Source organism: Bacillus sp. DTU_2020_1000418_1_SI_GHA_SEK_038, from assembly GCF_032341175.1.
In the GTDB taxonomy this organism is placed as follows: Bacteria; Bacillota; Bacilli; order Bacillales; family Cytobacillaceae; genus Cytobacillus.
The window spans coordinates 2487757-2503588 of the sequence record NZ_CP135435.1; the positions used below are offsets into that span (position 1 = coordinate 2487757).

Here is a 15832-nt window from a genome sequence, read left to right on the forward strand (position 1 = left end):
TAGCTTTATCAGGAATAGGCTTAAGACCAACTTGTTACGGAATTGTATTAGGTGTAACTAGTAATCCCCTTCCCAGCCTGCCTTCAGACGCGACACAAGAACTTCTTTCAAGCATAACTCATTAAGGTGAAGAGTCCTGATGGTGTTGTTAGATTAATGCCTTCATACGGACGGGACAGCTGAATCAGAAGAAAGGTGCCTGTTTCCCTATACTTAAAGACTGGGACCAGGCACCAATTATTTTATAAGATTCGGAGAAAAATCTCATATAACAAAAGTAATTTCTTTCTATAATATTTTATCTATCACACCCTATTCCATCTCCATCACGGTCAAGGTGTTTCGCGTACCCTGGTTCTCCTTTATATATTGGTGCAGCGCCAGCAGCACGAGCTTCACTACAGTTTTTATAATTTACAAAAACCTGTTTTTGTTCTTGGGCTAAACGATCAGCTTCTTCTTGTTTGAGCTTTTCTTCGGCTAAGCGAGCGGCTTCTTCTTGTTTACGCTGTTCCTCTGCTAAACGGGCAGCTTCTTCTTGTTTGCGCTGTTCCTCCGCTAAGCGAGCGGCGGCTTCTTGCTTACGCTGTTCCTCTGCTATACGATTAGCTTCTTCTTGTTTACGCTTCTCCTCTGATAGCCGAGCAGCTTCATTTGACTTATCTGTATTAGAATCAGATACTTCAGTAGCTGGTTTAACATTATCAGATTCTTTAGATTCTTCACCAAAAGCTATTGCAACAATCATAAGCAATGTAAACAAATAAACAAGTGACGCAATTGTTTTTTTCCACCACTTTCCGCTTCGAAAACCAAGTATTTTTTGATGCCATTTTCTTGTTTTAATTTTGAAAGGGATATTAGAAGTAGATAATATATCAGTAAACTTTTTACCAGAATTATTCATTACTAATTTGCCTTCATTATTACTAATTACAGTTTTAATTGCATAATGATCAATAACTGTATTTGAAAAGAAAACTAAAGGCCAAATGTGAATCTGTTGAGCTTTTCGTTCCTTATCATTATATTCATATAGTAGTACACCATTATCTATTACAATAAAGTTACCCTTTTTCTGTTTTTCGTGGTAGTAACCCTCAACAATGAGTACAGCATATTTATGTTTTTCACGCAGAAGTCTCTCGCCATTTTTTGTTTGTCCTAGATCATCTCGTTTCATTAGAAACGTTGTAATTTTGATTCCGCGAGTTCGTAAATCTGCAAGTCTTTCAGAATGTAAGAAATAGTCAAAGTCATGAGTAACCGTTGTATGTATCTCATGAGATTGATTAACAATCATGTGTTCAAGAGTTTCAATAAATTCTTGACTATCATCATTTTTCTTAATATCATCAAATATACGCTTAGATCGCCCAATTTTAAGAGTTATCTGCCACTCATGTTTGTCCTTACCATCATTTCGAACATCAATATCACTAATTTGTGAGTATTTATATACCATGTGTTCACGTTTAGACATGAAAATGATTGAATCTGATGTCAATATTAATACTCCGTCTAGTTCACGTCCGCTTTTTTTATCACATTCTGCCTCAATAACTTTTAGAACTTTTTCAGTAGAAGATATTATTGTATTTTGTGCTTGTACTAATAATCTTTCATACTTTGAAACTAACGCTTTCTGACCAATTGTAGGTCGTTTACCTATCCACTTCTCCATTAAGTGCCTCCAATTTAAAAATCATTGTTGCTTATTAACATTATTGTATATAATTGTGGGTACAATTAAAATTTAAAAAATCATACAGTTATACCACTTTATTACAAGTGGTTTGTGATTTTTTACATAAATCGAAAAGGTTACGAATCACTTATCTTGAGGTAGTCATAAAGAATCAATACTGTGTTTTCTTTAATACAGCTAAAAAGAACTTGGATAGAAAAGTTCAAATTTCTTCAATCTATTTAGATATTTCTTTTCTATCTAATTTCTAAATTTTCGGATCTCCCCCTGCCAACCTAAACTAATTAATACTAAAATGCTAGCCTCTTCGAGATTCACATTTCATACATAATCTCTTAAAAAAATAATACTATTCATTGAATTATAAAATGAACTCATATGAGACTTTTTGGATTTATTGGAATATTTTACATACCAAAATAATACCATTTGATAAGTAAACAAGGGGGTGTTTGTTTGTTAAGGAAGACAAGCAAGTATTTTTTATTGTCACTTTTTACTGGTATTCTCCTTCTTGGGTGTGGGAGACCCGCTGCTGAACCAGTTAAAGAAGATACCTCAAAACCTGATTCACCTAAAAGCTCAGATGTAATCGAAGTCAGCTTTGGCCATGGATTTATGCCTGAAACCCCTCATCATCAAGCCGCTTTAAAGTTTAAAGAGATGGTGGAGGAAAAATCTGATGGGAAATTGGCTGTAAATATTTTTCCTTCCGATCAACTTGGGAGTGCACGAGAACAGTTCGAAGGATTACAAATTGGCACTCAACAAGTGGCACTTTTGCCAACTGCAAGGATTAGCGGATTTGTCCCTGAATTGCAGCTGTTTGATCTTCCATTCTTATTTCCAAGCAAAGAAAAAGCCTATGAGCTTATGGATGGAGATGTTGGGAAAGAACTGCTAGAAAAGCTTACTGCACAGAAGGTTAAAGGTATTGCATTCTATGAGGATGGTTTTAAACATTTTACCGCCAATTCTAAGATTGAGGGTTTAAAAGATTTTAACGGACTAAAGTTCAGAACAATGGAAAGTCCAATTATTATGGAGCAATTTAAAAAGTTAGGGGCTAACCCCACTCCAATAGACTTTACAGAACTATACAATTCTCTCCAGCAAGGTGTAGTGGATGGACAAGAAAATCCGCTTGTAACAATCAAAAATATGAAATTCTATGAGGTTCAGGATTATGTAATTCTTAGCGGTCATGGATATTTAGGTCATGTTTTGATGTTTAGTCAGGCGTGGTTTGATTCCTTACCTAGTGAATTGCAACAAATTTTAGAGGAGACTGGTAAAGAGTTAGCATCGTGGCAAAGAGCTGAAGTACAAAAAGAGGAATCTCAATATTTAGAGGAAATAAAAAAACACGGAACTGAGGTCCTTGAATTATCAGAGGATAGTAAAGCAGAACTTAGAGAGGCAACTAAGTCAGTACATGAATTATATAAAACTGAATTCGGATCTCATTTATTAGATAAGGTATATTCTTCAATCGGGAACTAATTCAATTACGGGATGTTGGATATCAATCCATCATCCCTCCTTCGTCATAAAGGAGATGAAAAATTTGGCCTCACTATCAGAATGGGGAAAGAAAGTTCAAGAATGGTTTATCGGCGCGGGATTATTAATTATTGCTCTCATTCTATTTATGAACGTAATTCTGAGATATATTTTTGGATCATCAATCGAATGGGCGGAAGAGTTTACTCGCTACGGAATAGTTTGGATCACCTTTATCGGTGCTAGTGTGTGTATCTATAAAGGAGCCCATCTTGGTATAGATTCCTTATTGTCAATGCTTTCCGAAAAAGGGGCTCGTTATATGAGTTCCATCGTTCTTGTCATCTGCGTTATTTTTTCAATTATCTTTGTTGTTTTATCACTTACGATTACTTTAAAAGTAGCTGAAACCGGACAAGTTAGCTCTACTATCGGGGTGCCTATTTATATAATCTATGGGGTCATGCCATTTAGCGGAATTTTAATGACCATTAATTATGGGGCTCAATTTTGGAATATCCTTCGTAAAAAGGAGAAACTATTATGATTGTTACTCTTTTTGTGGTCTTATTCGTATTACTTTTGTCTAGTGCCCCTGTCTATATTGCCTTATCACTTGCATCCGTCATCGCACTCTACTTTTTTACTGCACTGCCAATGGAAGTCATCCCTCAAAGAATGTATGCAGGAATTGATAAATTCTCACTTATGGCTATTCCCTTTTTTATACTTGCAGCGAATGTTATGCAATCGGGAGGATTATCGTCTCGTATATTAAGACTAGCCAATGCCCTAGTTGGTCACCTTAGGGGCGGGCTTGCTATTTCAGTTGTTATTGCAAGTATGTTTTTTGGAGCTGTTTCTGGGTCTAGCCCAGCTACGGTAGTTGCTATTGGCGGATTAATGCTGCCAGCCCTAATGAAAGCTGGATATCATGAAAAGTTCTCAACTGGTCTAATTACATCGACTTCTGCAGTCGCCGTTATCATTCCACCGAGTATTGGATTAATTGTATATGGAGCGGTAACAGGTACATCTGTTGGAGATCTATTTATTGCAGGAATTTTTCCCGGAATTGTCTTTGGATTAATTTTTATTGGCTATAGTTATTACTATGCTAGAAAAAATCAAATTCCAGTTAACGCAGCCGCCTCGAAAAACGAATTATTCTCAGCATTCAAAAATGCAATATGGGCACTCGGTATACCAATAGTTATAGTCGTTGGCATTTACGGAGGAATTTTCACCCCAACAGAATCAGCTGCTGTTGCATCCATTTATGCTATTTTCATTGCGTTATTCGTATACAAAGATCTTGATTTCAAAGGGTTAATGCGTGCAGCAATCGAATCAGGGATAGGAACCGCACAAATAATGATACTTCTAGCTTCTGCTTCGATCTTTGCTTGGTTATTAACAAGGTTCCAGGTGCCACAAGGGTTGGCGGAATTGATGGTTTCGATAAGTGATTCAAAGATCGCTATACTGTTGATGATGAATCTCATCATGCTAATTGCGGGAATGTTTATTGATTCAGCTTCTTTTACAATTATCCTGGCTCCACTATTTTTACCTATAGCCCTTCATTTTGGCATTGATCCCGTGCATTTAGGTGTGATTATGATCTTAAACGGAGCAATTGGCATGTTCACACCACCGTTCGGGTTAAATCTATTTGTCGCATCGGGGATATCAAAAGTACCTGTGGCTAGAATCATTTCAGGGGTTATTCCATTTATTATACTGTCGCTCATCACTCTATTATTAGTTACTTATATCGAGCAGATTACGATGTTTTTGCCGAATTTTTTGAAGTAATACTTTAGAGATATTTATAAGACCTAGTTACTCTTAACTATTTATAAAAGCCATATAGTTAAGAATAAGAAAATAGGTCAGTCTGCTATCAAAATTAAGGAAATTTTGTTATCAGACTGACCCGCATACGATTCGATAAATATGCTTGCTTAATAAGTATGCTCACCAGAGGAACACCATTTTTAATAGTGCTGTTTAGCCCTCTGAAATTAAATTCCTCTATAGTCCAGCCTCATGTTAATGTAATATCTGCTCGGCTATTTATTATTCTTCTTCAGACAACTTTTGCACACCGTTTACCTTGCTCCCTCTTTCAGTGGCAGGTGAATCGTGCAGAGAACCACCACCAACTACAAATTCGGAACCTTTTGTCCCTCCACGAATGAAAAGATCTGGTACACCGTCCACTCCAACATCAAAAAATGCCCCTGGCGCCACAAACTTACCCGAATTACCTGCCTGTTTGATATCCTCCTCTGTTACTGCTCCAGCTCCATCCTTTTTGTTTGCCACGTAACAGTAATGGGCAGAGGATACAGTGGCGAATGAAAAGCTAAGGACTAGAGTAGAAATTGAGATTTTGAGAACTTTTCCTATTTTTTTCTTCATGACGAAAGCACCTCTCATATAAGGATAAACAACAATAAAAAATATTCATTTTTTTAAATAAGGTGCCAGTCCCCCAGTACTTTAAAGAATTGAGCGACAGGCACGAATTATTCAAATAAAAATCGAAAAACTGCAAATGCATAAATCGCGTACTTTAACGTTATCATCTCATCACCTACACCTTTATTTATGCCTTACTGGCTATACCTTCTCTAACATTCTACCAATCAGTTCCATAGATTTTTCCAAACGCTCTTGATACGTCCCGCTAACACTTACAAACTCAATCCCATTCTCATCCAATAATTCCTTCAGCCTGTTATTATTTTCTTCCCGGACCTTTTGCTCCCCATGCACTCTTAATCCATCATCGACCCATTTGACATCAGGCTCTAAATATAGACATAGATCATATTTTTGGATGCGAGCAATTTCATTTAAGACTGCTTGGTGTTTTTGATTGTACAGCTCTGAGTAAAATTGAGTAACCGCTGCCTCTGTGTCGATAAAGACGATTTTATTGGAATTTTTAATAGCTTCATATTCTTTAAGTTTATGGCCGTATGCAATGATCGGGTAATCTTCCTCTAAAATAATCCCATCGCAGCCTCCTAAATATTCACAATAATCTCTTCCGTATTCTTTGACATAGGTTGTGTTAAAGATAAGTGCCAGATTTCTAGTAAGAGTGGATTTCCCACAGCTTTCAGTCCCTAAAATGACTACCTTTTTAATAAAATACGGTTTTGCCACCTCGGGAATGTAATCCCAATATTCAAAGATTCCTTTTTCCCGAATCTTGGTAGCTGAAATCTTGATCTGATCTCTTTTTTCATCAATCAAGACATGTTTTGCTTCAGGATATAATTCTTTAAATATTGATTCGTATTCGATTTCGGAGCTAAAGACAACATCGATTTCTTTCCCAATCGCTTGTCGTATTTTCAAAGACCCTTCTTCCCAGTTATAATCCTCGTTGCCGTCTTGATCCTCCACTTCTACAACTTTGACATTTTCCATTTCCCTTGTTAATTGACAGAGCCATCGTAGCCTAATCTGAGCTGGAATGTAGGATAGCTTGCTTCCATCACATAATGCCCGATCCCTTTTATCACTATGAGAAAGGACAACGTATAATTCATCCACCATTGTAGAAGCTTTGACAATTGCATACACATGACCTTGATGCAAAGGCAAAAACTTACCTCCAAAAAACCCAACCTTTTTCATTTACATCACTTCCCCCTTCTGTTTTTTATACACTTTCGTCCAATTGTAATAACCATATATGCTATTAATTAGAAACGCCGACCACATGACAAGCATCGATACATCGTTGCCACCTTGTAAGATCAATGCCTTCACCCAAAGTACAATTGATAACACATTCACCGCGATCCATAATAACCATTGCTGCGTGTATCTTTTTAACATGAGGATTTGGGCAATGACAGATAATGTAGTAGTTGCAGAATCAATCCACACCACATTTCCTCCGATTTTTTGTAAAAGCAGCGCATATAGAACAAAGATAATCAGAAAAGAAGTTAGCGTTGCGATCCAGCCTTTTTTCGTTAAAGCTTTGATTTGAATATCTTCTCCTTTTATCTTGATGGCAGTTGTATGCTGCTTCCATAGATAGATCCCGACAAATTGGAGAGGAAAATAAAACAAAGCATTCAACATTACCTCACCATATAGGCCATACCCATACGAGATATAGGCATAGGTTCCTGTTTGTATAATGCCAAAATAAAAATTACTCACTTTTCCTTTCGCGACTAAAACAACACAAAGCATTCCAGAAATGGAGGTAATCAAACCTAGAATCGTATCATCCCAAGCAAAGAACAAGTAAATATTAATAAGCGTGAAAGTTAGAAGCCATACCCTTTCAAAAATGGTCCAGTCTCTCCAAATTTTCATTTTTTATCACTCCTTATTAATTATCAATTAACATATTGTTAATTATAAAATGTAAAAAAATTAATATTTTGCATTGTAAATCGAAACATATGGCTCGTAGTCATTAAATTGATACAGCTGTGCTTTATTTTTCGACCAGCGATTTGTTTTTTGCGGCTCTCCATCCTTCATGACTTTTTCGATAAAAGGTAAGGTTGGAGCTTTCCGAAAAAATTGAGCATCAAGCTTAAGCCAAGGCTCATCCATGACAGTTAACAAAACCCCTTGCAGTTCCGATAGGACAAATTGCTTTGGCAAGAAGTTTTTCGCCACTGTTGTTAAGGACATATCTTTTTTTATAAACCATAACGCTTCTTCAATAATTTGCCTGTGATCGAAAGCCAACTCAAGCTGAAACACTTCGTCCATCGAAAATAACTCTACTTCTGCTGCATCATCTGCAGCTCTCCTTTTGATGAGCTTATTTTCTGGAACAATTGCGTAATGTGCATTTGATATAATCCATCCCCTCCTATCACGGCCAATTTGATCGTAGACGCCAAAATGCTTGATTCTTAACCCTGTGACACCTGTTTCTTCGCTTAACTCTCTAACTGCTGCATCATATGCGGTTTCCTCGGGTCTGATAAACCCACCTGGCAATGCCCATTTCCCCGCTTCTATATTGGGGTCACCTTCTTTTGTTTTCTCTGCTCGTTTAATTAGCATGATTTTTAATGTTTTTTGTGGAGGCTTATAGGCACCCACTTCTGTAGAAATAATAGTAAAAACGGCAATATCACTCGTATATCCATCAGGAGTTCGATATTTGCTCACATCATAATTTAACATTTCCTCGCTCATTATCTGATCACCTTTTTAGAAATTTAATTAACATTTTGTTAATTGTTAAATAAATCATATCATAGAAATGCATTGTTTGTCACTATCCGATTTTAGACGATTCTAAAAATAATACAAAATTGTTTCCTGATAGATGCCCCTATTGTTGCAGATCTTCTTGATAACATATTGTTACGGACTGTTTGTTTCATTAAGTTAATCTGCAAATAAAAAATGACTGAACACTTTGCTTAAGTTCAGTCTATTAATAGCCTTCTTTAGGTTTCTATAAAATTTCAAATGCATCGACAATTTGTCTATTTAAATGAACCTTCTTTTTGAACTTAAATCATTGCAATTCTACAATCACTAAAACAAAACATACAATAACTAAAGTAAATTTAACTTCTATCCAATTGCCATTAAAATTTAGATTCATTTTTGATTGGATTGAAGCAATTCTTTAATTTCCTGTTCAGATAATCCTGTAAAATCGGAAATGGCCGCAATTCCTATTCCTTTATTTATTAGGTTCTGGATAATTTCAAGTTGTCCTTCTCTTCTGCCTTCTTGTATCCCCTCCTGTCTTCCTTTCATTTCAAATTTCTTATAAAGTTCTTCGAATGGTTTTGCCATTTCAAGCACCTCCAATATTTTAGCCTTCTCAGGATCTTTAATCTGACTATAGTTAACCGCCACCATTGCACCTATAAGATAGTGAGCCAAATCTTTATTATGATATTGTTCTAATGTTTTTGTGAGTTCATACGCTCTTTTAGACGCTGTAGCTTGATTGGTTTTCATCATCGGTAATAATAATATTTGGAGCTTTTCCAAGTTGGTAAGTAGATCACCTACAACAATTCTTTCCTTTATTTTACCAAAAATCTCATCACCATTAAAGTCATGCTCAAGAAAAATGCAGTCGTGCTGCTGCTTCACACTTCCAATATCAAGTTGTTTTATGGTGGTATCGGCTACTCCGGACGAGAAGATAATAATACGGCGGATTTTTACTTGGCGTTGATTGTAGAGCTGTAAATCATAGTGGGCAAAACGAATGAGGTCAGCTTCCTTGAGGGCATCTGATTCAAATTCAATATGAGCAATCGTCCCATCTTCGAGAAGGAAATTTAGATCCATTCCGCGGTCTTTCACTTCAATCATAGGTACATTTGTTTCAATAATATCTTTTACTTTTGGGAGCTTAATTCCTGTAAAGGGGATAAATTCGTCTTTGAACATAACTGCGAGGGATCGAAACCCAATGTCTTTGTGGTTCCTGGGGATGTTGAGGTCTTTTGTCAATTTACTTGACTCCTTTCATTAAATTTTTTTCATCCTTCATTATATATATTTTGACAAAGATAGTAATTTTCCTTTATTAATTTAGATGATTGTTATTTAAAAATCATAGGGCCGTTTTGTAACCTAATCTAAAATGAATCTAATTCACTTCCTTCTGCAAATTTGAAAGAATTCGTATCTCTTTTTTACAATTTCCTGATTTTAAATAATGCTAATCACCTTCTTATTTGGTACAAAGGAAAATTTCCTTTTTCACCATTACTATGACTAATAATTGTAGTACAAAATTCTTATTACACACCATTCCTCTTCTCCGAATAATATGTAAAAAACTGAAGGATTGATTCATATGCCTATTTCATTTCCTGTCAATATCGAAACCGTATTAATTAGCAGCGGACCAGATAAAAAAGTCTTTTATCCCAAGGTGACTGGTTTACAAAATCAAGGCTTCGAAAGGTTAATTAATCGCACGATTGCCGCTCAAACACAGCAACTTATCAATAAACAAGCTGGTGATATGCCGACTTCAGTCGTTGAAATGATTGGATCTTATGAGATCAAGAATAATCAGCGCGAGATTCTGAGCTTATCACTCTCCAATTACACTTACCATTACCATGCTGCACACGGTATGACGTATATAAAATCTTTGACATTTGATCTGCAAAATGGAAAGCAATGTCAACTTGTAGATTTATTTAAACCTGGAAGTAATTATGTCAAAAGGCTCTCAGACTTAATTCGCAAGCAAATTAATCAACGGAACATTCAAACGCTAGTTGACTTTAAAAGCATTAAGCCAAATCAAGATTTTTATATAGCAGACAAATCTTTAGTGATCTATTTTCAGCTATATGAAATAACCCCATATGCTTTTGGTTTCCCGATGTTTCCTATCTCTGTATATGATTTGGAGGATATCATCGATGAAAACGGGCCGCTTGGACGCATGGCTGTTAATGTATAAGTACAAGTCTTAGCAGTCATTTTCGAATATAACAAATATGAAATCCTTTGAGCACTAATAACTCCAGACCATGAAAAATAGTCTTCCCATCAAGAGAAGACTAAAATTACCACGTAGAAATTCTTTTTTTATTACGTAAAAGATCTGTTTAGGTTTCCTGCTTTGAAAATTTTACCCTTGCCCAGACATCCAGCTTTTTTACATGTTTTTTTCCAATAGTAAGACCATATAAAATCAACAGTACAATGATCAGCGTAAATAAATCCACTTTTTTTGTGAATATGAAATTAATGATCCCCATTAGTACTTGGGGAATCACTCCGGTGATGGCTACTAAAACTGCGGCAACTTTGAACCAGAAGTCTGATTTTAAGCTGTACCTCGCATATAGGAGGAAAAAGATTGAAGCCCATGCCAGTACCTCAAGGGTTATTAAGATGATCCATTTATTTTCCATTAAAACATTCAATGCTCCGCAACCTCTTTTTTTTAGGATTTTGTCTTCTTATATTTTGATGCCAGATTCAATCCAATTAGAGAGTTTTAAATTACATGGTCAATTTTAGAATCATCATTAATAGTAAAATTTGTAAGATCCTCGGCTGTTTCGGAAACCATTACTGGGAATTTTTTCGCGAACAAATTGCCTGCAAAAATGTAAAGCACCGATGTAGCAGCTAAGGAAACAAAGTAATTATAATCCAAGAACAACAGACCAATTATTATACCCGATACATAACAAGATAAGGATACGGGATTGATTCCATGCCAGTAGAAATATTTCCCCCTGCTGTTAAATAGATCCCCAAGACTGTATTTCCTTTTTCGGAAGTAGTAATAATCTACGGCTATGATTGCCAGCGCAGGTCCGCCCGCTGCCCCGAATACAGCTAAAAACACATCTAAAATTGGCCCAAACTTCCACGGCTGTAGAACAAACGCAAGCACGCCCACAATGACGGTGGCTGTCTTGAAATTTATCTTTTTAGGGGCTAGCGCGCATATGACATAAACTGAAGGGAATAGATTTGCAGCAGTATTTGTAGATAATTGTGCTACGAATACAAACAAGGCTAAGATTGCGATTATTAGATTATTCCCTCCGGCAACTAATTCCGTAAGGTACGGCAGCACTTCTGAGCCAGTCATGCCAGGCACCAAAACTACCGTAATAATGCCAATCATTGTAAAAAACATAAATGCAGGCGAGGACATAATAATGTACGAAATCAAATGTGTTCTTGCGGCTTTTTTCATGTTGCCATTTTTTATCGTACAGTCCTTAGTAAAATCGTTAAATCCCATTGCAACAGCCGCATATCCACCTAAACAAACACCAAAACCATACAGCCAGCTTTTACTAGTTCCCCCTGTACGGCCAAGGTCCCAAACATCAATCAAAGAAACACTATGAGTTTTCATCAATACATAAAACATAATTCCGCCAATTATGATCATCAGTGGTGCCGCAAACGTCGTAAATCGTTCAATCCCTTTGGCACCGGATATGGTTACTAAGATGAGCAGTATAGCATTAATAATTATCGCAACTAACATGTTACTGAATCCAAACACAGCCGTCATAAACATGTTAATTGCTGTTGCACCTATAAAACCGTTTAATCCGACAAAAATTATGGCAGGCATTGCTCGCACAAGTCCAACAATCTTCCCGCCAAGCGGCCCTGCCACAGCCGTTATTGTTGTGGCGAAAGAAACGCCATACTTCAGTCCAATCTCCTGTGTGACGAAGCAGGCTAAACACACTAGCAGCTGACCAATCAGATTAATCCAGACAAGTTCTCCAATTGTATAATACTGTACCAAAGGTGTCATAACCAAAAAGCTTGTCACCTGCACCGCGATTCCGAACCATATGACACCGATACCAAATGAACCGATCTTTCTTTTGGAATACTCTACTGGAGCCAACGATTCGCTATAGAGGTCATGTTCAGATTTTGCCTGAAAATTTATCATTATTTTTCCCTCCCAAAATGATATCGAAAAACATCCATTTTACCGTTGTCTCCAATATGAATCCTTGATATCAGACTAGCATTATGACACCAACATCAAGGCTTTTTCGCGCGCATATACAGATAAATATTTATCTGCCTAGTTCTCCTTTTCCCACCTTGTAAACTCCATATTTACACACTCTACTAAATTCTGGCTAATCTCTTTCCATACCACTTCACCCTTGTCCTTAGTTGCTAGTGATGCCTTCCACAGTATACCGCTCTCCGTTGTAATTCTTTTTGGAATAGGCAGCATATCGTAAAATGGATAATATTCCGCTTTATCATCCTTTGCCTTCGAAAAGTCGACTAGCTCAGGTGCTACATACAACATTACAGATGTTTCAAAAATAGAAGCATGCTCAATCCCCCACCCTGGAAAGTGTCCCTCAAACACATATTCCATTGTCTCTGGCTTTAATTCACTAAAGGGAGATTCGATTATAAGCAACTTTAAATCGGGATAATCTCTTTTTCTATCCTCGAGCACATTATAAGCAGCATCATAAATAAAATTTGAATTTTCAAAATGCCAATTAAAGAGTACTATTTTTCTAAAACCCGTTCGAATAAATTCCTTCACAACGTCCATAATTACTGCGGTCAAGGTTGAGCCGCTAACAGAAGTTGTGCCTGGGAAGGTTTGCCCGCCACCTGTGCAGGGGCGCGAGCGAAATCCATAGCTCACTGTAGGTGCAACGATCAAGTTTGTTTCCTTTGCCACATCCAATGCCATTCTCTCCGCTAGAAGTGCATCTGTGCACAGAGGCATATGTGGGCCATGCTGTTCCGTTGCTCCTATTGGCAGAATCACTCCACATCCATCATCAACAGCATCTTTGACCTCCATCCAAGTCATTTCAGACATCAATCTTTTACTACGCATTGATAACACTCCCTTTCTACTTTTAGTTACACAATAAAGCCGGCAAAGACTACCTCGCCATCAACTGATAATGGCAACCTGGACAAACTGATGCAGTGCCACAATCATAACGAAGTTCCCAATGACTAAATCAATTGCATAATCTACTTAAGCGATATTGTTCACTCTCAAAACCATTAATTGGAATCAATGAAAACGCTGTCAAAAACTGGTATTCTTTCGCTTTTCTTGGTAGATGGAAGATTTAACCAACGCAATCTCCGTTCATGGTCAATTGAGTTCAAATCGCTTATATAGCATGTATACTCGCTTTCTGATGAGACAGAACTTCTTTTTTTGATCTTCTTACTCCATTTGAGTCCTATTAAGGAACAAACTAGTAAATCTAAAAAGGATATAAAAAAACAAAAAAAGCTAGTCACCTCGCGTGAGTAGCTTTTGTTTTTTCTATTATTAAATTTCAAAGTGACCGGTTTTTCCGCCGTTTGAATAAAGATTTAGGTGTTAAGGGGAAGGTGATTTATGGTTCTAATACTACTAAAAACGGATCCGTCTTAAATAATTCTCTTGAATAGCAAAATAGTTTAGCAATTATATAGCAGATTTTTTACGAAGAAATGCCAAAAGATAGGAATGACTTAAGTGCTTAATAGAAATGAATTTAATAGTAGATGAAGCTTTTTATCCTCTATAAACACTATCACATGTTCCAGGCGCTGGTTCATAAAAACAATGCTGTTTAAATTGACCAGTAAAAGGTTGGTTGTACCATGTAGGAGGACAAGGACCGTATGGATTAAAGTACCAAAGAGAATATTTCGCTGGGTGATCTCGCCAAGATTCCAAATTCTGTCTTGCTAATCTTCTTTCAAAATCTCTTGCCCTTTGATAAAATACATTGCCTTTTTGAACAGCTTCAAATGAAAAATTTCCTCCTTGTACTTGAAATATGACTTGATTAATTGTTCTCAAATCTTTAAAGTCAGTACAATCTGCGACAACGCGGTTAACAATTACATTTCCGACATATAACATTCCTTGTTTTCCTTCGCCTTCTGCCTCCGCTCTCATCATCCTGGCCATTAAGTCAACGTCTGCACTTCGATAAGCTACTCTTGCCATTTTTCCACCTCCACAATATAAGTATGAACAAACGAATTCATTAATGAATGTCATTGAACCTTATTTAAAATCCCTCTGCAAATTGTAAATAAAGGCCACAGGCATTTTTTCTTTTTTGGAGAATGGAGCAAACGATACATCAATGTCTATCAGTCTTCATAAATTTATACATAAAGAATAACAATCAGTTTGTGGGGAGGCTGTATATGAAAATATGGCGTTTAGGTCATGCAATGTACGTATTGAAAAGTAAATCAGGCAAAAATTATTTGATTGATCCGTTTTTTGATTTGAACCCTGGTTTTGCAAAAGAATTAGATGATGAAAGTTTTTACAAATCCATCGATGTTGTTTTTTTGACTCATGGGCATTTAGATCATTCGAGCGGTTTGTCTAAATTAATTCAATATAAACCAGATATCATGATTGTTGCGCAATATGATTTAGCAATGATTCTTCTTCAAAAGGGAATGAAAAATGTTTTTCCGATTAATTTCGGCGGGAGCGCTTCGCTAGATGATGTACATGTAACTATGGTTCAGGCGTTGCATACTTCATCCTATGGCGAAACTGAAGGATTACCTGTGTATGCCGGAGAGGCAGCCGGCTATATATTTGATTTTAAAGATGATTATACCGTTTATCACTCTGGAGATACTGGATTAATGCTTGATATGAAGCTGATACAAGATTTCTATCAGCCTGATATTGCCATCCTCTCTTCAGCTGGCCAACTTACCATGGGACCGAAAGAAGCAGCCTATGCTGTTCAACATTTATTAGATGTGAAATATGTTATACCAAGTCATAACTTTCCAACCGAAAAGACCGCAACCAATTTAGACTCTCATACTCAGCTGACAAAAAGTTTCCCAATTGTCGGGTATATGATGAGTACTGGTAAAGAATTAGTAGAATTATTGAAGGATTATTCAAAGACGGAAGTGATCGAACTTTCCTTTGGGGAAGAAAGAGAGTTTACGAAGGAAAGTGTTGTTGAATGAGAAAAAGAGCCTAAACTGTCAATTGGCAGTTTAGGTTCTTTCGATTACTACAGATCAAAAAATCAGCCTGAAACTAAATTTATTCATATTAAAAAAACAAAAAGCCGTCAATTTGACGACTTGGATTCAATCATT

Annotated in this window: 15 protein-coding genes; 5 read left to right on the plus strand and 10 right to left on the minus strand. The window is 36.6% G+C overall.

Translation table 11 applies throughout. The features are described 5' to 3' along the window. Positions 1 to 298: 298 nt before the first annotated feature. A complete protein-coding gene (locus tag RRV45_RS12250) occupies positions 299 to 1684 on the minus strand; it encodes an excalibur calcium-binding domain-containing protein (protein WP_315664973.1) in 1386 nt (461 codons plus the stop codon). Positions 1685 to 2164: 480 nt separating this feature from the next. Here RRV45_RS12250 and RRV45_RS12255 point away from each other — a divergent pair, with 480 nt between their 5' ends. The 3 genes from RRV45_RS12255 to RRV45_RS12265 all read left to right on the plus strand — a co-directional run bounded on the left by RRV45_RS12255 (position 2165) and on the right by RRV45_RS12265 (position 5029). Further along, the gene (locus RRV45_RS12255) at positions 2165 to 3211 is read left to right on the plus strand and encodes a TRAP transporter substrate-binding protein (protein WP_315664974.1); all 1047 of its coding nucleotides are present in this window, start codon (positions 2165 to 2167) and stop codon (positions 3209 to 3211) included. Between the two features lie 64 nt (positions 3212 to 3275). Continuing rightward, positions 3276 to 3758 (plus strand): TRAP transporter small permease, encoded by a 483-nt coding sequence (locus RRV45_RS12260; protein ID WP_315664975.1) that lies wholly within the window; start codon positions 3276 to 3278, stop codon positions 3756 to 3758. Further along, the gene (locus RRV45_RS12265) at positions 3755 to 5029 is read left to right on the plus strand and encodes a TRAP transporter large permease (RefSeq protein WP_315664976.1); all 1275 of its coding nucleotides are present in this window, start codon (positions 3755 to 3757) and stop codon (positions 5027 to 5029) included. Before RRV45_RS12260 ends, RRV45_RS12265 begins: the two co-directional genes overlap by 4 nt. Positions 5030 to 5293: 264 nt before the next feature. Here RRV45_RS12265 and RRV45_RS12270 read toward each other — a convergent pair whose 3' ends face one another. From RRV45_RS12270 to RRV45_RS12290, 5 genes are all read right to left on the minus strand, one after another. Continuing rightward, positions 5294 to 5638 carry a hypothetical protein gene (locus RRV45_RS12270; RefSeq protein ID WP_315664977.1) on the minus strand — a complete coding sequence of 115 codons (345 nt, stop codon included), beginning with the start codon at positions 5636 to 5638 and terminating at the stop codon, positions 5294 to 5296. A gap of 201 nt (positions 5639 to 5839) precedes the next feature. Next, entirely contained in the window at positions 5840 to 6868 is a 1029-nt protein-coding gene (gene nadR / locus RRV45_RS12275) for a multifunctional transcriptional regulator/nicotinamide-nucleotide adenylyltransferase/ribosylnicotinamide kinase NadR (protein ID WP_315664978.1), read from the minus strand. Then, positions 6869 to 7564 (minus strand): nicotinamide riboside transporter PnuC, encoded by a 696-nt coding sequence (gene pnuC, locus RRV45_RS12280; protein ID WP_315664979.1) that lies wholly within the window; start codon positions 7562 to 7564, stop codon positions 6869 to 6871. It abuts the gene before it with no gap. 60 nt (positions 7565 to 7624) lie between these two features. Beyond that, entirely contained in the window at positions 7625 to 8407 is a 783-nt protein-coding gene (locus tag RRV45_RS12285) for an NUDIX hydrolase (protein WP_315664980.1), read from the minus strand. Positions 8408 to 8821: 414 nt separating this feature from the next. Further along, positions 8822 to 9694 (minus strand): RpnC/YadD family protein, encoded by an 873-nt coding sequence (locus RRV45_RS12290; RefSeq protein WP_315664981.1) that lies wholly within the window; start codon positions 9692 to 9694, stop codon positions 8822 to 8824. Between the two features lie 349 nt (positions 9695 to 10043). On the opposite strand from RRV45_RS12290, the gene RRV45_RS12295 reads away from it, so the two are divergent. Beyond that, on the plus strand, positions 10044 to 10664 hold the full coding sequence (locus tag RRV45_RS12295) for a DUF3298 and DUF4163 domain-containing protein (RefSeq protein WP_315664982.1): 621 nt from the start codon (positions 10044 to 10046) through the stop codon (positions 10662 to 10664). A gap of 148 nt (positions 10665 to 10812) precedes the next feature. Here the strand turns inward: RRV45_RS12295 and RRV45_RS12300 are convergent, their stop codons facing one another. From RRV45_RS12300 to RRV45_RS12315, 4 genes are all read right to left on the minus strand, one after another. Next, positions 10813 to 11133, minus strand: a complete 321-nt coding sequence (locus RRV45_RS12300; RefSeq protein WP_315664983.1) for a hypothetical protein — start codon at positions 11131 to 11133, stop codon at positions 10813 to 10815. A 74-nt stretch (positions 11134 to 11207) separates the two neighbouring features. Next, a complete protein-coding gene (locus RRV45_RS12305; RefSeq protein ID WP_315664984.1) occupies positions 11208 to 12644 on the minus strand; it encodes a cytosine permease in 1437 nt (478 codons plus the stop codon). 138 nt (positions 12645 to 12782) lie between these two features. Beyond that, on the minus strand, positions 12783 to 13571 hold the full coding sequence (locus RRV45_RS12310; protein WP_315664985.1) for a creatininase: 789 nt from the start codon (positions 13569 to 13571) through the stop codon (positions 12783 to 12785). Between the two features lie 681 nt (positions 13572 to 14252). Beyond that, a complete protein-coding gene (locus RRV45_RS12315) occupies positions 14253 to 14693 on the minus strand; it encodes a cell wall hydrolase (RefSeq protein WP_315664986.1) in 441 nt (146 codons plus the stop codon). A gap of 206 nt (positions 14694 to 14899) precedes the next feature. On the opposite strand from RRV45_RS12315, the gene RRV45_RS12320 reads away from it, so the two are divergent. After that, the gene (locus RRV45_RS12320) at positions 14900 to 15697 is read left to right on the plus strand and encodes a metal-dependent hydrolase (protein ID WP_315664987.1); all 798 of its coding nucleotides are present in this window, start codon (positions 14900 to 14902) and stop codon (positions 15695 to 15697) included. Positions 15698 to 15832 lie beyond the last annotated feature (135 nt).